Source organism: Enterobacter cloacae complex sp. GYL001 (genome assembly GCF_049237125.1).
Taxonomy (GTDB): Bacteria; Pseudomonadota; Gammaproteobacteria; order Enterobacterales; family Enterobacteriaceae; genus Enterobacter; species Enterobacter hormaechei_C.
The window spans coordinates 53615-72358 of the sequence record NZ_JBMKGW010000010.1 but is presented as its reverse complement, the minus strand read 5'-3'; the positions used below and the strand labels follow the sequence as shown (position 1 = coordinate 72358).

The 18744-nt window shown below is 57.0% G+C and carries 11 protein-coding genes; 3 read left to right on the top strand and 8 right to left on the bottom strand.

Going from position 1 to position 18744, the window contains the following annotated elements; all coding sequences use genetic code 11:
- Positions 1 to 46: 46 nt before the first annotated feature.
- From nrdD to ACOTWU_RS17055, 4 genes are all read right to left on the bottom strand, one after another.
- A complete protein-coding gene (gene nrdD / locus ACOTWU_RS17070; protein ID WP_015572514.1) occupies positions 47 to 2185 on the bottom strand; it encodes an anaerobic ribonucleoside-triphosphate reductase in 2139 nt (712 codons plus the stop codon).
- 368 nt (positions 2186 to 2553) lie between these two features.
- On the bottom strand, positions 2554 to 3126 hold the full coding sequence (locus ACOTWU_RS17065; protein ID WP_015572515.1) for a PTS sugar transporter subunit IIA: 573 nt from the start codon (positions 3124 to 3126) through the stop codon (positions 2554 to 2556).
- Position 3127: 1 nt separating this feature from the next.
- The gene (locus tag ACOTWU_RS17060) at positions 3128 to 5725 is read right to left on the bottom strand and encodes a glycoside hydrolase family 38 C-terminal domain-containing protein (RefSeq protein ID WP_126498735.1); all 2598 of its coding nucleotides are present in this window, start codon (positions 5723 to 5725) and stop codon (positions 3128 to 3130) included.
- A 10-nt stretch (positions 5726 to 5735) separates the two neighbouring features.
- Positions 5736 to 7133, bottom strand: coding sequence for a PTS fructose transporter subunit IIC (locus ACOTWU_RS17055; protein ID WP_126498734.1), 1398 nt, complete (start codon positions 7131 to 7133; stop codon positions 5736 to 5738).
- Positions 7134 to 7312: 179 nt separating this feature from the next.
- Between ACOTWU_RS17055 and ACOTWU_RS17050 the strand changes: the two genes are divergently transcribed.
- Positions 7313 to 7972: a MurR/RpiR family transcriptional regulator gene (locus tag ACOTWU_RS17050; RefSeq protein WP_015572516.1), complete on the top strand. Its 660-nt coding sequence runs from the start codon at positions 7313 to 7315 to the stop codon at positions 7970 to 7972.
- A gap of 8 nt (positions 7973 to 7980) precedes the next feature.
- On the opposite strand, the gene ACOTWU_RS17045 is transcribed toward ACOTWU_RS17050, so the two are convergent.
- From ACOTWU_RS17045 to treR, 4 genes are all read right to left on the bottom strand, one after another.
- Positions 7981 to 8727, bottom strand: a complete 747-nt coding sequence (locus ACOTWU_RS17045; protein WP_017694639.1) for an oligogalacturonate-specific porin KdgM family protein — start codon at positions 8725 to 8727, stop codon at positions 7981 to 7983.
- 134 nt (positions 8728 to 8861) lie between these two features.
- Positions 8862 to 10517, bottom strand: a complete 1656-nt coding sequence (gene treC, locus ACOTWU_RS17040; RefSeq protein ID WP_421625788.1) for an alpha,alpha-phosphotrehalase — start codon at positions 10515 to 10517, stop codon at positions 8862 to 8864.
- A gap of 51 nt (positions 10518 to 10568) precedes the next feature.
- Entirely contained in the window at positions 10569 to 11987 is a 1419-nt protein-coding gene (gene treB, locus ACOTWU_RS17035) for a PTS trehalose transporter subunit IIBC (protein WP_020480548.1), read from the bottom strand.
- A 127-nt stretch (positions 11988 to 12114) separates the two neighbouring features.
- Positions 12115 to 13062, bottom strand: a complete 948-nt coding sequence (treR, locus tag ACOTWU_RS17030) for a trehalose operon repressor TreR (RefSeq protein WP_017383908.1) — start codon at positions 13060 to 13062, stop codon at positions 12115 to 12117.
- Positions 13063 to 13448: 386 nt separating this feature from the next.
- On the opposite strand from treR, the gene mgtA reads away from it, so the two are divergent.
- Both mgtA and ACOTWU_RS17020 read left to right on the top strand, forming a co-directional pair.
- On the top strand, positions 13449 to 16157 hold the full coding sequence (gene mgtA, locus ACOTWU_RS17025; RefSeq protein ID WP_126498733.1) for a magnesium-translocating P-type ATPase: 2709 nt from the start codon (positions 13449 to 13451) through the stop codon (positions 16155 to 16157).
- A gap of 202 nt (positions 16158 to 16359) precedes the next feature.
- Entirely contained in the window at positions 16360 to 18744 is a 2385-nt protein-coding gene (locus ACOTWU_RS17020) for a beta-N-acetylhexosaminidase (RefSeq protein ID WP_421625787.1), read from the top strand.

The following is an 18744-nucleotide window of genomic DNA, read 5'->3' as shown; positions in this document are numbered from 1 at the left end:
TAGGCCCGGTAAGCGCAGCGCCACCGGGCATTAACGTGGCAGCGGATTACCCGATCTGCCCATTCCCCAGATGTTTCACCCTGCGCTTCACCTCTTCCTGCTTACCGGCGTTAAACGGACGGGCATCCGGGCTGCCGAGGTAGCCGCACACGCGGCGGGTCACGGAGACGCGGGCTGCGTCGTGGTTACCGCATTTCGGGCAGGTGAAGCCTTTGCTGGTGCATTCGAACTCACCGGTAAAGCCGCACTCGTAGCACTCGTCAATTGGCGTGTTGGTTCCGTAGTACGGCACGTGCTGATAGCTGTAATCCCACACGTCTTCCAGCGCCTTCAGGTTGTGCTGAATGTTCGGGTACTCGCCGTAGCAGATAAAACCGCCGTTCGCGATGGGCGGATAGGCCGCTTCAAAGTCGATCTTGTCGTACGGGTTCACCTTCTTCTCCACATCGAGGTGGAAGCTGTTGGTGTAGTAACCTTTGTCGGTCACGCCTTCCACGATGCCGAACTCGGCGGTGTCCAGACGGCAGAAGCGATCGCAGAGGTTTTCGCTCGGCGTGCTGTACAGGCTGAAACCGTAGCCAGTTTCCTCTTTCCACTGGTCTACCGCATCGCGCAGGCGCTGCACAATCGCGATACCTTTCTCACGCAGGGCGTCGTTGTCATAGATGTGCTTGTCGCCAAACAGCGCGTTAATCGTTTCGTGAATGCCGATATAGCCAAGAGAGATCGATGCGCGACCGTTTTTGAAGATCTCCGACACATCATCGTCCGCCTTCAGGCGCACGCCGCAGGCTCCTTCCATATAGAGAATTGGCGCGACGCGGGCTTTCACCCCTTCAAGACGGGCGATGCGGGTCATAAGCGCCTTACGTGCCAGCTGTAAACGTTCATCCAGCAGCGTCCAGAAGGCCGCTTCATTCCCTTTAGCTTCCAGCGCGATGCGCGGCAGGTTCAGGCTGATGACGCCCAGGTTGTTGCGCCCGTCGTGGATCTGCTCGCCGTTCTCATCTTCGTACACGCCGAGGAAGCTGCGGCAGCCCATTGGCGTTTTAAACGAACCGGTGACTTTCACAACCTGATCGTAGTTGAGGATGTCCGGGTACATACGCTTGCTCGCGCACTCCAGCGCCAGCTGCTTGATGTCATAGTTCGGATCGCCAAACTTGTGGTTCAGGCCGTCGCGAATGGCGAACACCAGTTTCGGGAACACCGCCGTTTTACGGTTTTTACCGAGGCCGGAGATGCGGTTGCGCAGAATAGACTGCTGGATCAGGCGTGATTCCCAGCTGGTGCCGAGGCCAAACCCGAAGGTCACAAACGGCGTCTGGCCGTTGGCGGTGTGCAGCGTGTTTACCTCATATTCCAGCGACTGGAACGCGTCGTAGCACTCTTTCTCGGTGCGGGAACGGGCGTAACCGTCGGCATCCGGGATCTGCCACTCTTCCGCCGTTTTACGGTGTTTGTTGAAGCTCTCGGCCACGAACGGGGCCAGCACTTCATCGATGCGGTTAATGGTGGTGCCGCCATAGATGTGGCTCGCCACCTGGGCGATGATCTGCGCCGTTACCGCCGTCGCGGTGGAGATGGATTTCGGCGGCTCAATCTCGGCGTTACCCATTTTAAAACCGTGGGTCAGCATGCCTTTCAGGTCGATCAGCATGCAGTTAAACATCGGGAAGAACGGCGAGTAGTCGAGATCGTGATAGTGGATCTCACCGCGCTCGTGCGCAGACACCACGTCGCGCGGCAGCAGGTGCTGGCGGGCATAGTGCTTGGCGACGATACCGGCCAGCAGGTCGCGCTGGGTTGGGATCACTTTGCTGTCTTTGTTGGCATTTTCATTGAGCAGCGACGAGTTGGTTTGCTCTACCAGGCCGCGGATCTCCTGGTTCAGGCGACCGCGTTTCTCACGCTGGACGTCACGGTCGTGACGATACTCAATGTAGGCGCGCGCCAGCTGCTTGTACGGACCAGACATCAGCTGGTTTTCAACCGCGGTCTGGATCTCGTTGATATCCACCTGGCTGCGTTCATGCATCTGGCTGCTAACGACTTCTGCGACGGTGGCGCAGTAATCTGCGTCATCGACTCCCGCTGCTTTAGCTGCACGCAGAATGGCTTCTTTGATGCGCTCTGATTTAAACGGCACTTTACAGCCATCACGTTTCATCACATGCGGTGTCATGATCACTCCATTTTAAAAACAGGTTATCCACAAAGGTGGAGAAGTATTCACCGGACGTATTCCTCGCCGCGGCAAAGACTTCCCGCGTGCCCAGCTCGTGTTATCCACAATTCCGGCCAGCGTTCGCGCCGTCTTGTTGTTGGAATAGTAGACGATAAATACAAGATGTTGGGTCGGCGTGCATTTTAAGTGCTACATATAGTGATTTGCATCAAACAAGTTTGCGATTTTTTTGATGCAGAACAAAGTAAAAAGACGAGAGTACATACGGCGGGCGCTGGGGCAATTGTAAAGACTCGAAGGAAAAATCTGATTAATTATTCAACAAAAACAAGCGCTCAGCAGAGCCTGTGCTGAGCGCTGCTCGATTAACTCACCCCGCAGGCCCAGCTCAACCCTGCCTGCAAAAAGGCTACGGTAACGATGCAGCCCAGTACCAACGGGATGAGAAGAGAGCTTTCGGGGGCATCGTCCTGTTTTTGAGAACCTTCATTACTCAGCGCAGACATCGCCTCTTCCCGCGTACGCGCCGCCAGCAATTGCTCACGCACCCGCTCATCCGTGAGTCTGCTGGTCAGCGTCGTCAGCAGGTGCATATGCGTACTGCCTGCTTCCGCTGGCGGAATGGCGAGCAGGAAAACCATCCTCACCTCTTCATCACCCTCCAGCCCCGGCCAGCATATCGGATCGTCAAAGAGCGCCAGACAAAATGCCGCCTGTTGCACCGCCTCGGTTTTACCGTGCGGGACGGCGAGCGCTTCACCCAGCGCGGTAGGGCCTTCACTTTCACGTTGTAAAACGCTTTCGATAAATGCCTCTCGATCGTTGATGACCTTCCGCCTGGCGAGCGGCTCGGTGAGCCAACGGATCACTGCTTCCGGCGTACGTTGGGGCGGGTTGATAAACACCAGATCGGGATGCGTCAATGCCAGCAAGTTCATATTAAGCCTCAATCAAAAAATCGCAGGTTGCGGAGGGGAGGATCGCCGTTACCGGTTGCATCGGCTCTTCCAGATAGTTGATCTGCCGTAACACTGCCAGACTTTCCGGGACGGGAGCCGGTTGTGTCCCGGCGTTAAATACGCGTAAGACGGTGCCATGCAGCAGCTGCGCATGGGGCAGAGCGGAAAGGATGAGCGGCTCCGGCACGGTCAGTAGCGAGAACTCTGCCGGAAGCCTGCGCTCGGGCAGACGCAACGAAAAGCGCTCAAGACGGTGATCGAGCGTGTGTAGCGTTTGCCGTTGGTAGGTGAAGGGCTGTCCAGCCGCCTGATTTTCCAGCTGGCGCAGCGTGAGGTGGTCGGCGTTGTCGGCCAGCGCGACGGTGAATGAAAAGCGCAACGGTTTCAGCAACTGGGCATCAGGAGTCTCAACCACCGTATTATTGATGCCGGAGGCCCGACCCGGTCGCCATTCGAGATCGCTGCGTCCGAGCACGCCCGTCGATTTAAACATCGTCAGGGCAATAGCAGCGGGTTCGCTGCCGATAATCTGAAATTCTTTCATGCCACGGCTAGTCACAACCAGCGCTTTACCCGGTTCCGTGACAGCGATAATGCCCTCGCTGGTTTCGATATCCACGGGCTTCTCGCGATAGCGTTCTTGCCAGTGTTCACCGTCATATCCCGTTTCGCGCTGGATGATTGCGAAGGGCTGTGAGGCGATAGCGTGACGGGTGTGAACATCGCTGCCGATCAGTAAACGTAGCCGGTGATCGCAGTGGCTGTTTTCCAGCGAAGCCTCGACATACAGATTCGGATCGTCGTGGCGTAATTCGCAGACCAGACGAATGGATAACGGCGTTCGGGCCGTATCCTGACGGCTGGCGAGATCCTGCGGAAGACGCATTGTGGCCTCGACGGTCAGCTTTTCGACAAGCGGCGTTTTTACGCCGTCGACGAGCGTAAAATGCGAACAGCGCGTCGGCGCGTCGCCCGCAAGCGGTGAGAAATCGTAGCTGTCGCCCGCGTCCGCGCAGTCTTCAAAGGTAAAGAAAGAGGGGATACGTCTGCCGCTGCGTTTGTCATGCAGGGTAAGCGTTCCGGCATCCAGCGACAGTCGATAATGCGCATTCTCAATCTCGCTGCCCTTTATCTTTTCAGACGCCAGGAAAGGCGCAGGGTCTTCTTCAACGTTAACGGTGAAATAGCCGATCGGCGGCAGAACCGGTGTCTTTACCGCAACGTGCCAGCGGTAATAAGGGAGAAGGGGCGTCTCGCACTCGCCCTCGGCGGTAAGGGAGATCGCCGTTCCGCCGGGCAGAATGTCTCTTTCCAGGACGTCGAAAGGGATGGGCTGCCCCTGATGCGTCAGGGCGATATTATCCGCCCGGCTATACAGTGTGGCTATCACCACGCGCTGCGTTGGGGTAGCCAGCGAGTTAAAAATCAGCAGGTCGCCATCCTGAACGCAGGCGGCGGCCAGGGTTTTCACCACCAGATTCCACAGGCTATGGCACAGCTGTTCGGTTTGTTCCATACGATGCAGAATGTCGCGGTTGGTGGCATCGCTATTACAGCCGCCAATGGAATCGTGGGCATGGTTTCGCAACAGCTTTTTCCAGAGGGTGTCGACTACCGCGAGGTTGACCGGAATCCCCTGGTGACGCGCCATTGCGATTGTCGGCTCCAGCTGTCGCAGGATGAATTGTTCAACCTCATCGTTTTTCTTTTTGATGTCGTAGCGCACGGAGCCGATCGTTTTATGGATGCGGGTGTAGCGCGGCGATTTCAGCTCTCCTTCCAGGAGCTCAAACTGTTCACGCTGCGCGCGAAGGGTTTCTACATAACGCTCCAGAGAGCTGATGAAGTAACGGTCCTGATCCGGGGACTGTGCGCTGGCGACCTCCAGGATTTTCGGCAGCGCCGGGTCGATGCTGACCTGATCGCCGCCGCAGGGCAGGAGCAGGTCGTTTAGACCGGCCCGTGAACGCAAAAGTGTGGTCATCGGGTAGATTTTTCCCCGGAGATGGGAGGCTTCCGAACGCATGTTTTTAGCCGCGCCATAACCGAGCGCCATCGCACAGGCGATGACGGTCGCACCTGAGGGTGCGCGCCAGAGGAACTGGCTGCTTTTGGCGTGCCTGTCGTGATCGATACCGCGCCAGAAGACGATATTGTCGATATTGCAGCCCTGCAAGATCGTGGGCATTTGCGCATTGTGGCCAAAGGTATCCGGAAGATACCCAACCTGCATCGCATGCCCCAGCGTCCGGGCAGAAAAAATGCCGTACTTCAGGTTGCGGATAATCGATTCGCCATGCACGTTGTAGGTGTCCGTCTGGGTATACCATGGCCCTACGAAGATCCTTTTTTCTCTGACCAGCTTTTCCAGCCTGGCGCGATAATCAGGATTGATGGCGAGAAAGTCCTCCACTACCGCCATCTGTCCGTCAAGGTGATAGCAGGTGTAAGCGGAGTCCTGCTCCAGCGTGTTGATGACGTCCGCAAAATTATATGACGCCAGCACCATGCTGTCCTGACGGGTGAAATACCACTCCTGATCCCAGTGCGTATGGGCAATGACGTGGATCTGATTCATGACGTTCCCCTTATCTGGCGTTCTTTGGGCTGACATAGAGCACGCCCAGGGCGCAAATCAGTGCGCCAATAAAGACGCTCGCCAGGTAGCCCGCCACGTTGGTTGCCAGCGGCCAGCCCCAGACGGCTGGCAGAGGCAGCGTCTGCTTCACGCCAAGGGTAATGGCGACCAGCGCGCCGGCGACGGCACCGGTCATGAACACCGGGATCAGACGTGGGTTTTTCAGGATGAACGGGATCGCGCCTTCGGAGATCCCAATCACGCCCAGCAACAACGAGGTGCTACCGACGGTTTTCTCTTCCTGGCTAAAGACATCCGGTAATCCAAAGCGGCCGTTGAGGAACGCAGCAAAGCCGACGCCAATGGAGGGGATCACGATGGAGAGTTCGCGGGCGGTTAAATCAAACGTCTCGCTCATGCCATTCAGGCCGAGCGCGACCGAGCCTGCCGCCTTGTTGACCGGACCGCCCAGGTCGAACGCGGTGCCCGCGGCGATCATCGCGGAATAGAACCCGCGCCCGGTGTCACCTGCCGAGGTAAAAAAGACCACCATCAGCTGGTTAAGCGAGCCAAAAATCGGGTTAATCAAATATTCCATGACCATCACCAGCGTAATGCCGGTGATCAGCGGGACGAGCAGCATGGTTTTAATGGTGGTGAGCTGCTGGCGGACGTGAATCGAATCATTGAGCCAGCGCACCAGATAGCCCACAAAAAAGCCGATACCAATGGCGCCGAAAAAGCCGGATGGCATAAAGCCTTCGATATCAAAGAAGCGCTTATAGACTTCGTCTGACATGATGCCGCCAATAAGACCGGGGATGAGTGCCGGTTTACCGGCAATGGAAAACGCCAGATACATCGCAAAAACGGGATACATGAACTTAATGGTCATAAAGCCCACTTTATCCAGCACGCTGAACGGCGAATGTTCGATGTTAATAAACTGCCCGGTTATTTTGGCCGTCGCCATCATCAGCCCGCCCATCACCACCACCGGCAGCATATAGCTGATGGCCGCCATAATATGGCCAATAAAAATCTGGTAAGCCGAACGCTGAAGATCGTCTTCTTGTGCGACAGTGGTGACGTTTTTTTCCTTTGCCAGCGCCTGACGCAGATAGCGATCGGTATGTTTGATCAGCTCTTGTGTGCGGGTTTGAAGGTGAGGAATGTTTTCAAAACGCTCGGCATCCTGAATGGGAACGTCGGTTGCCAGAATAATGGCCGTGGCGGAGGCGATATCCTGTTTTGTTAAGCGGTTTTTAACGCCGTCGCTGCCCTGCGTTTCGACCTTTACCTCGATATTGTGCTCGTTAGCCCATGCAATAATTTTATTCGCCGCTATAAAGGTGTGTGCGATACCTGTCGGGCAGGCCGTTACCGCGACAACTTTTTGTTTCGTCATTGTCATAATTCCCTGGATGTGAAAACAGGGGAAGTATAAAGAGAACCTAAAACAGTTTTTAATGTTTGCTAATACTAATTACGTATCGTGATACGCGTAAATGCAATGTGTGAAGCGCCTTCCAGAGACTATTTCTCTGTTGTGTTAATATCATCTCGGGATTAAACGGGGCGTAATAGATGAATTCATTCCAGGGAAGTGAACGTTTGATATTTGAATACATTCAGCATCATGCGTGTAATATTTCTAATATATCGGCAAAAGAGATTGCCCGTGATACCTTTACCACGACAACATCCGTTAATCGTGTATGTAAAAAAATGGGCTATAAAAGCTATACCGAGCTTCGGTACCGTTTTTTACGCGACCATTTTACACCTGCACCTGCTACACCCGACGTGGGGCCGCAGCCGGATGATATTGTGACAGACGTGTCCAGGTTGCTTACGCATTCCAGCCATATCTATCTTTACGCACGGGGAGCCTCGCTCACCAGCCTCAACTACCTGTCGCGCTTTTTGTCGCTGGCGAGCCTGCCGCACCTTATTTTGAATGACATGCACCAGTTGACACGCGTATCGAAGGGGACGCTGGTGTTGATCAGTAAATCCGGGGAGACGCAGTCGCTGATTGAAATGGCGCGTAACGCGCTGCGCAAAGGGTTGAAGATTATTGCGATTACCCGTCAGGGGTCGACACTGGCGTCGATCTCAACGCTATGCTGGCCGTTACCAATCGACATTAATGCGGTTTCGCTGTATCAGCGGGAAGGGCAGCTTGAACTGTTAAGCGCCGTGGACCGTATCGGCTGTAGGCTGCTACAGCACGATACGGTGTAGTCAGGCCGTCAGAGCTGCTTCACTATTCCCAGACGTACGGCATAATCATTTTCATGGTTGCCGTCATTATTGATGTACGTTTTATCCAGTGAAACCAGTTCGACGTATGGCGTCCAGCCATCGTCGAGCTTGTAGTTGAACGCGACGGTATGCTCCCAGTAGGTGTCATCCCCGGTTCCCTGATCGACGTTATCCTGCCAGCGAAAGCGCGGGTTATAGGACATACCGAATTTGCCGATGTTATACGCGAACCAAATGTCGAACTGGTGTGACTGGCGGCGAGTATAACCGCTGCCGTCGAGTTCTTTATCGCTGTGCGCGTCATTGACGGTGTTATAGCGGTAACGGGCGGAGAGATTCAGACCGTTATCGAAGGCTTTCCAGCCCTGAATGAAGGGGCGGTAATGCGTATTGCTGGCGGTGAAAACCGTCACCATGCCAGGCGCAACGGCGAAACCATTTCCCAGATCAAAACGCCAGCGCGTTTCGATTTCCTGTGCCGCTTCCGTTAACCCCTTGTCGTCGGGATTATATCTGTCGGTATCACCAAAAAACGTATCATTATGGTTTTGTGCGGCTTCAACGGAGAAGTAAAAACCGTTATTCGCCTGATGCATGACCTTAATGCGTGAATCATTTACGTCTGAGCGCGTATTATGACCAAAGCGAAGGTCGACGGACGTATTCCCGCACCATCCCTGTGTGCTCAATAATAATGCGCTAATACACGTTGCTTTAATAATTATCTTTTTCATAATATCCTGCCGAGGTTATTTAATTGGCAGGCTATTTTTATTTTGAGTGCGCCATATTGTAAAAGTTATCGTCGTACATTTAGCGTATCGCTAAACATAAAAAAAGAGATACAGCATGCTGTATCTCCTGAGGTTTATTCCTGCACCCACCAGATAGCTTCAAACGGGCGCAATAGCAACGTATCGGGTCGGAAGGGAACCTCTTCATAGTTGCTGAGTGCCACCCGCCATGCTCCCTCTACGGGGGCGGGCTGCCACTGCTGGCGCGCGTGGCTCAGGTTCGCCACCACCATCAGCGTTTGTCCTTGCCACTGGCGGCGGTAGCACCACAGGGAAGGGTGATCCGGAAGCAAATCTTCATAGTCTCCCCACGTCAGTACCGACAAGGTTTTGCGCAGGCGAATCAGCGTCTGATAGGTGTAAAACACCGAATCGGGGTCGTCCAGCGCCGCGCGGGCGTTCACGGTTTCGTAGTTGTCGCAGACGCCAATCCACGGCTCGGCCTCGGTAAAGCCCGCATTATGCGAGGCGTCCCACTGCATCGGCGTGCGGCCATTATCGCGTGACTTACTCGCCAGAATCGCCAGTAGTTCATCCGTATCGCGACCGTTAGCCCGCTGTTCGGCGAACATGTTCAGGCTTTCCACGTCGCGGTAGTCGGTGATACGGCTGAAATGCGGTTTGGTCATACCCAGTTCTTCACCCTGGTAGATATACGGCGTGCCCTGCATCCCGTGCAGCACCATGCCGAGCATTTTCGCCGCCGCCACGCGGTGTTCCCCTTCGTCACCAAAGCGCGACACGATGCGCGGCTGGTCATGGTTACACCAGAACAGCGCGTTCCAGGCTTTGTTGTGCATCCCCTGCTGCCAGTGGCGGAAAAGGGTTTTTAGCGCCACGAAGTCCGGCTTCGCCTTCGTCCATTTTTCGCCGCCGGGGTAGTCTACCTTGAGGTGGTGGAAGTTAAAGGTCATCGACAGCTCGCGGCCGTCAAGAGACGCGTACTGTTGGCAGTTCTCCAGCGAGGTGGAGGACATCTCGCCCACCGTCATCAGATTACGCGGCGTAAAGACGTCGCGGCTCATCTCCTGGAGATATTCGTGGATGCGCGGCCCGTCAGTGTAGAAGCGGCGACCGTCGCCGAGGGTATCGTCCGGGAAATCCTGATCTTTTGAAATCAGGTTAATCACGTCCAGACGCAAGCCGTCCACGCCGCGATCGGCCCAGAACTCGCACACTTTTTTCAGCTCGGCGCGCACCGCCGGGTTTTCCCAGTTGAGATCCGCCTGCTCCGGTGCGAACAGGTGCAGATAATACTGCTCGCTTTCGGCGTGCCAGCGCCAGGCGTTGCCGCCAAATTTGGAGCGCCAGTTGTTGGGAAGCGTATCCGGCGTACCGTCGCGCCAGATATAGAACTGGCGGTACGGACTCGCTTTATCCAGCGACTCACGGAACCAGGCGTGCTGCGTGGACGTGTGGTTAAAGACCATATCCAGCACGATGCGGATGCCGCGTTCATGCGCCCGGGCAACCAGCTCGTCAAAGTCGTCCAGCGTGCCGTAGGTCGGATCGATGGCAGTGTAGTTCGCCACGTCGTAACCGTTATCCACCTGCGGGGAGATATAAAACGGCGTCAGCCAGATGGCGTCAATGCCGAGGGTTTTCAGGTAGTCCAGGCGCTGCGTCACGCCGCGCAGATCGCCCGTGCCGCTGCCGGTGGTGTCCTGGAAACTCTTTGGGTAAATCTGATAGATGACGCCGTTCTGCCACCAGTGAGGAAGGGTATTCATAGTACGTTCCTGCAAATGCGAAGGGGCGCAACTGCGCCCCGAAAGAGAGAATTAAACAATCTGCAACGTGCCCTGACGGAACTTACGCTGGTAAACCACAGTAGTCAGCGCCATTGGGATGATAATCGCCACCGCCATCGCCAGCGCAAATACCTGCCAGAACGCGGGCTGAATGGAGAGGATACCCGGCAGGCCGCCGACGCCAATCCCGTTCGCCATCACGCTGTTCAGGCCGCACAGCAAGCCCGCCAGACCGGAGCCGATCATCGCGCAGAGCATCGGGAAGCGGTATTTCAGGTTGATACCGTACATCGCCGGTTCAGTGACGCCGAGGTAAGCGGAGATGGCAGCCGGAACGGAGATCTCTCGCTCGTTGTGCTTACGGCTGACGATGATGATGCCGGTTACCGCCGAGGCCTGCGCAATGTTAGACAGGGCGATGATCGGCCAGACAGGCGTACCGCCGAGGCTCTGGATCATCTGCATATCAATCGCCAGCGTGGTCTGGTGCACGCCGGTGATCACCAGCGGAGCGTAGAGGAAGCCAAACAGCGCGGCACCGATTGGCGCGAAGCTGCCGGTCATCAGGTGACGGACCGCGAAGGCCACGCCGTCGCCAATCATGCGGCCAAACGGACCGATAAAGGCGTGCGCCAGGAACACCGCCAGGATCAGCGAGCAGACCGGGACCACAACCAGATAGAGGTAATCCGGCACGATGCGCTTCAGGCGCGTCTCAATAAAGCCCAGCGCCAGGCCCGCCAGCAATGCCGGGATCACCTGCGCCTGATAGCCCACTTTGGCGATGGTAAACAGGCCAAAGTTCCACACCTCTGGCGTTTGCTGACCAAGTAAGTAAGCGTTCATTAACTGCGGAGAGACCAGCGTCACGCCGAGCACGATACCGAGAATTGGCGTTCCGCCCATTTTGCGCACCGCGGACCAGCAGATCCCGACCGGCAGATAGAAGAAGATCGCTTCGCCAATCAGCCACAGGAAGTCATAGATGCTTTGCAGCGCCGGGTACATCTGCGCCAGGGTTTTGCCGTCGCTCATTGGCACATCGCCGATGACGTTACGGAAGCCCAGAATTAAGCCCCCGCTGATCAGCGCTGGCAGCAGCGGGAAGAAGATCTCCGCAAAATGGGAAATCAGCTGCTCATGCCATTTCATATTCTGGCGCGCGGCCTTCTTCGCCTGCTCTTTATCGGCGGAAGAGTGCCCGGTAGTCGCCAGCAGAGCCTGATAGTAATCGCCCACTTCGGTACCAATCACCACCTGAAACTGCCCGGCGTTGGTGAAGCAGCCTTTAACCATAGAAAGCTCTTCAATGGCCTTCGGGTTGGCTTTGGCCGGATCGTTAAGCACGAAGCGCAGGCGGGTAATGCAATGGCTGACGGTGGCGATGTTATCGCGTCCGCCGACCAGGACGATCAGCTGATCGATATCTGTTTGTTTGACTTTACTCATCATGAAACCTCATGACAGATGGTGATAGGGGTTATGACCTGTGCGCAAGCCTACTCCTTCAACGTGACGGCGAAAATGGGAACGTTCCCGAAATCGGGCGAAGATCACAATAATCTATTCAAAAGAATTATGAGAGATGGGCTGGGATAACGATCTGACGGGGCTCGGTTCGCCCGGTAATCTGCTCGATCAGCTGCGCGGCAGCCTGCCGGCCAGACTCGGCGTAACCCGGATCAACGCTGATAATCTCCGGGTGTAAGAACTTCATCAGTGGCGTGCTTCCCACGCTCGCTAATTGCAGTTCCCCGATGCGCTGCTCCTGCAAATATTTGCTCGCACCCAATGCAAGGGTATCCGTGGCGCATACCAGGGCGGTGGTTTGTGACGTCAGCACGCTGGCGACCTGTTCATATCCCTGTTTCATACCCAGACCAGGCAGCGCGGCCACGGCGGGGAGATTGTGTTTTTTACAAAACGCCAGGTACGCTTCGTGGCGACGCTTGCCGGTGGTGATGTCAGCATGCGGCACGCCGAGATAGCTAATATGCCGATGGCCCTGTTCATACAGGCGCTGCATCAGGATCACGATCGCCCCTTCGTCATCGTAACAGACAGAGGCAAACCCGCTGGCGTCGCGCGCCAGCAGCACCAGTGACGGCTGCCAGGGTTTAAGCACGTCCTCTTTTAGGCCGGTAAATCCGAACAGCACCACCCCATCAATATTACGGCGCTGAAGCATGCCGAGATGCTCCTCCACCATTTGCGCGGAGAACTTGCTCTCCATCATGATCGGATCGTAGCCCTGCTCGTAGAACGCGGGCAGCATCGTCTGTACGGCGAGGTTTTCGGAGAGGGAATCCAGACGCGAGACAATAATGGCGACCACTTTATCGCTCTGCCCGCGCATGGCGCGCGCGGAGCGGGAAGGGGAAAAACCGTGCTGATTCATCACCGCCTCGACGCGCTCGCGTGTGCGCTCGCTGACACCGCTTTCGTTGTTCAGCACGCGTGAGACAGTCGATTTCCCCACGCCGCTTAAACGCGCGATATCTTTAATCGTAAGGCGGTTCTGCATGCTGTATTCCCTGTAACAACGATAAAATAATCAATTGAGCCTAATGCTATCCTGCGAATTCGCTATGGGCAAAGTCTGGTTTACGTTCGGTTTATTTGCAGGGCGTTATAATACCGCCCGATTAGTCACAAACGGTATGGATAAATCACTATACTGCGTGCCGATACCCAACTTTTTACTTACCGGAGGCCACATGGATCCCGATCCCACACCTCTCCTGACCAGGAGAAAACCTTCTTTCCGGTAAGCCAGCCTTTTGCTGTCTCACCGGCGTGAGGCAGCAACGTTCATACGTTCCTGCTTGATAAATTAAGTGCCTGACAGGTACGGCTTTGCCACGCCTGCGGGAAAACTGCGTCCGCCTTTGCGGATGCGGGGGAATGACTATGCTGAAAAATATCACCCGGCAGCTGCAAGCGCTGCTGAGCCGTCACCTGCCACATCGCCTGATTGCGCGCGATCCGCTGCCAAATGCCAACACCATGGCGGGAGCGGCAATCCCCGCTTCCCTGACCGAGCGCTGCCTGAACGTGGCGGCGATGGATGAAAACGAAGTCTGGCGCGCCTTTGGCGGCCACCCGGAAGGGCTTAACGCGCAAGAAGTGTCAAAAATCCGCGCGGAACATGGCGATAACCAGATCCCGGCGCAGAAACCCTCTCCCTGGTGGGTCCACCTGTGGCTCTGCTACCGCAACCCGTTCAACCTGCTGCTGACGGTGCTCGGGATCATCTCTTACGCCACTGAAGATCTGTTTGCCGCAGGCGTGATTGCCCTGATGGTGGGGATCTCCACGCTGCTGAACTTTATTCAGGAAGCGCGCTCCACCAAAGCGGCGGACGCCCTGAAAGCGATGGTCAGCAACACCGCCACCGTGTCGCGCGTGATTAACGACCTCGGCGAAAACGCCTGGATTGAGCTTCCCATTGACCAGCTGGTGCCGGGCGATCTGGTGAAGCTGGCGGCGGGGGACATGATCCCGGCGGATTTACGCGTCATCCAGGCGCGGGATCTGTTCGTCGCGCAGGCGTCACTCACCGGTGAGTCCCTGCCCGTAGAGAAGGTAGCGCGGACCCGCGATCCGCAGCAGATGAACCCGCTGGAGTGCGACACCCTGTGCTTTATGGGCACCACGGTGGTCAGCGGCACCGCGCAGGCGATTGTCACCGCCACCGGCGGCAATACCTGGTTTGGACAGCTTGCCGGACGCGTCAGCGAGCAGGAGAGCGAGCCGAATGCGTTCCAGAAAGGCATTGGCCGCGTCAGCATGCTGCTGATCCGCTTTATGATGGTCATGACGCCGATTGTCCTGCTGATCAACGGCTACACCAAAGGCGACTGGTGGGAAGCGGCGCTGTTCGCGCTCTCCGTGGCCGTTGGCTTAACGCCGGAAATGCTGCCGATGATTGTCACGTCCACGCTGGCGCGCGGGGCGGTCAAACTCTCTAAACAAAAGGTGATCGTTAAACACCTCGACGCCATCCAGAACTTTGGCGCGATGGACATCCTTTGCACCGATAAAACCGGCACCCTGACGCAGGACAAAATCGTGCTGGAGAACCACACCGACATCGCCGGAAAAACCAGCGAGCGCGTGCTCCACAGCGCCTGGCTGAACAGCCACTATCAGACCGGGCTGAAAAATCTGCTCGACGTGGCGGTGCTGGAAGGGGTGGACGAGGAGTCTGCCCGCACGCTCTCCGGTCGCTGGCAGAAGGTGGATGAAATCCCGTTCGACTTCGAGCGCCGCCGCATGTCGGTGGTGGTCAGCGAGCAGGCGGACGTACATCAGCTGATCTGCAAAGGGGCATTGCAGGAGATCCTGAATGTTTCCACGCAGGTGCGCCATAACGGCGAGATCGTGCCGCTGGATGAGACCATGCTGCGCCGCATCAAACGCGTCACCGATAACCTGAACCGTCAGGGGCTGCGCGTGGTGGCAGTAGCCAGCAAGTTCCTGCCTGCGCGGGAAGGTGACTACCAGCGTATCGATGAATCCGATTTGATCCTCGAAGGTTACATCGCATTCCTCGATCCGCCGAAAGAGACCACCGCGCCGGCGCTAAAAGCGCTAAAAGCGAGCGGTATCACCGTCAAAATCCTCACCGGCGACAGCGAGCTGGTGGCGGCCAAAGTGTGCCACGAAGTCGGCCTGGACGCGGGCGACGTCGTCGTGGGGAGCGACATTGAGCACCTGTCCGACGATGAGCTGGCCGAGCTTGCCCAACACACCACGCTGTTTGCCCGCCTGACGCCGATGCATAAAGAGCGCATCGTCACTCTGCTGCGTCGCGAAGGGCACGTAGTGGGCTTTATGGGCGACGGCATCAACGATGCGCCAGCCCTGCGTGCGGCGGATATCGGTATCTCCGTGGACGGCGCGGTGGATATTGCCCGCGAAGCGGCGGATATCATTCTGCTGGAAAAGAGCCTGATGGTGCTGGAGGAGGGCGTCATCGAAGGGCGTCGCACCTTCGCCAATATGCTCAAATACATCAAAATGACCGCCAGCTCCAACTTCGGCAACGTCTTCAGCGTGCTGGTGGCGAGCGCGTTTCTGCCGTTTCTGCCGATGCTGCCGCTGCACCTGCTGATCCAGAACCTGATGTACGATGTCTCTCAGGTGGCGATCCCGTTTGATAACGTGGACGACGAGCAGATCCAGAAGCCGCAGCGCTGGAACCCCGCCGATCTGGGGCGCTTTATGCTGTTCTTTGGGCCGATCAGCTCTATCTTCGACATTCTGACCTTCTGCCTGATGTGGTTTGTGTTCCACGCCAACACCCCGGAACACCAGACGCTGTTCCAGTCCGGCTGGTTCGTGGTGGGGCTGCTGTCCCAGACGCTGATTGTGCACATGATCCGCACCCGCCGCATTCCGTTCATCCAGAGCCGTGCCGCGTGGCCGCTGATTGTGATGACAGGCATTGTGATGGCGCTCGGGATCGCGCTGCCGTTCTCGCCGCTGGCAAGCTACCTGCAACTTCAGGCGCTGCCGCTGAGCTACTTCCCGTGGCTGGTGGCGATCCTCGCGGGCTACATGGTGCTGACGCAGATGGTGAAAGGGTTCTATAGCCGTCGGTATGGGTGGCAGTAAATTATGTTTGCCGGGTGGCGGCTTCGCCTTACCCGGCCTACTCCCGAAACGTAGGCCCGGTAAGCGCAGCGCCACCGGGCAATAGCTTTCCTCCCAAATTCAACAACCTGTGATCTCCGTCGGCGCATTCGCTTGACGACAATTTGAGCGCATGTTAACAGAATGTTTTGCCTGTATTTGGCCCGTCAGATAAGGAACATTCATGTTACGGTACAGCCTCTTAACCGCCGGGCTCATGCTCGGCGCCTCCGCCTTTGCCGCCCCGGCAGGTGACCTTCCCTTAATGCCCTGGCCTGCGAAGGTTGAAAGTCCGACCACTCAGGGCGCGCTGGTGCTTAACAATCAACTCTCTGTGAGCGTCAGCGGCGACGATCTGGGGGATGCGGTCAACCGCCTGCGCCAGCGCATTGCGCTGCAAACCGGCTGGACGCTACAGCCGCAGGCCGAAAAACCTGACAAGCCGACCATCCGCATCGCCATCGCCAAAAAGGTGAAGCCGCAGCCGCTGCCGGACAGCGATGAGAGCTATAAACTCACGGTGGACGCCAACGGCGTAAATATCTCTGCCAACACCCGCTTTGGCGCGCTGCGCGCCATGGAAACCTTGCTTCAGCTGATGCAGAAAGGCGCCGAAAACACCTCGATCCCGTGGGTGACCATTGAAGATTCGCCGCGCTTCCCGTGGCGCGGGCTGCTGCTCGATTCGGCGCGCCACTTCCTCCCGATTCCGGATATTAAACGCCAGATCGACGGCATGGCCGCGGCAAAGCTCAACGTCCTGCACTGGCATTTGACGGACGACCAGGGCTGGCGCTTTACCTCGAAGCGTTATCCAAAATTAACCCAGCTTGCCAGCGATGGGCTGTTCTACACCCCGGAGCAGATGCGCGAGATTGTGAGTTACGCTGCCGATCGCGGCATACGCGTGGTGCCGGAAATTGATATGCCGGTCCACGCCTCGGCGATTGCCGTCGCCTACCCGGAGCTGATGAGCGCGCCGGGGCCTTACGCCATGGAGCGCCACTGGGGCGTGCTGAAGCCGGTGCTGGATCCAACCAAAGAGGCAACTTATACCTTTGCCGACGCGATGGTCAGCGAACTGGCGGCGATCTTCCCGGATCCGTATCTGCATATTGGCGGCGATGAGGTTGACGACAGCCAGTGGAAAGCGAACGCTACGATCCAGACGTTTATGCACGACAACAAACTGGCGGACAGCCACGCGTTGCAGGCGTATTTCAACCGCAAGCTGGAGACGATCCTTGAGAAGCACCACCGGCAGATGGTTGGCTGGGATGAGATCTACCATCCCGATCTGCCGAAAAGCATTCTGATCCAGTCCTGGCAGGGACAGGACGCGCTGGGGCTGGTGGCGCAGAACGGTTATAAGGGCATTCTCTCAACCGGTTTCTACCTCGATCAGCCGCAATCCACCGCCTACCACTACCGCAATGAAATTGTGCCGCAGGGGCTGAACGGCGTGGATGTGATAGCGGACACCGACAGCGTCCAGAGCTGGGCTTTCTCCATGCCGCGTCTGAAAGGCAAGCCGGTGGAAGGCAGCTTTACGCTGGTGAAAGGCGATGCCGGGTGGCGTGGATTTATTGATTTTGCCGGGAAATCGCGTCGGGCGGTGGATAACATTCAGTGGCGGGACGACAACCAGGTAACGTTTACCGTTGATACCTGGATGGGTGAAACGCGTCCGGTCGTTTCTGTTGAGAACGATAAGCTCAGCGGCTATTTCCTGGTGGGTAACGCCCGCTACCCGATCGACGGCACGCGTCTGGACGCGGTGCCAAAAGGCATACCGCCGGTGGTGCCGGACCCGGCGAACGAGGCCAATCTGCTCGGCGGTGAAGCCGCGCTGTGGGCGGAAAACGTGGTCGCGCCGGTGCTGGATATCCGTCTGTGGCCGCGCGCCTTTGCGGTGGCGGAGCGGCTATGGTCGGCAAAGGACGTCAACGACATCGACAACATGTATACCCGGCTCCAGGCGATGGACAGTTGGTCCACGGTGTCGGCTGGACTACAGCAGCATACCCAGCAGCAGGTGCAGTTCACGCGCCTCGCCAACAATGCGGATACCCTTCCGCTGCAAATTCTCGCCCAGGCGCTTGAACCGGCGCAGTATTACACCCGCCAGCATCTTAAGTTCCAGGCCGGAAACTATCATCAGTTTGAGCCGCTCAACCGGCTCGCTGACGCGCTAAACGCGGAAAGTGCGACCGTGCGTCAGATGAATAAATGGGCGGACCGTCTGGTGAGCGACGCGGAAGACACGGAAAGCGCCGACGCGCTGCGCCACGTCTTTAACCGCTGGCAGAACAACACCAGCGATGCGCTGGCCTTGAGTGAAAACAGCTATCAGCTGAAGGCCATTAAGCCGGTGATCCAGGAGGTGGATAAACTGGCCTCGATTGGCCTGAGGCTGACGGATCTGGTGGCGCGTCAGGGCACGCTGGACGACAACGAGATCGCGTCGATCCAGAGCGAACTGGATAACGCGGCGACGATCCAGGACGAGGTGGTGATTGCGGCGGTGTACCCGCTGGAGACGCTGCTTAGGGCGACGCGGAATCAGTAA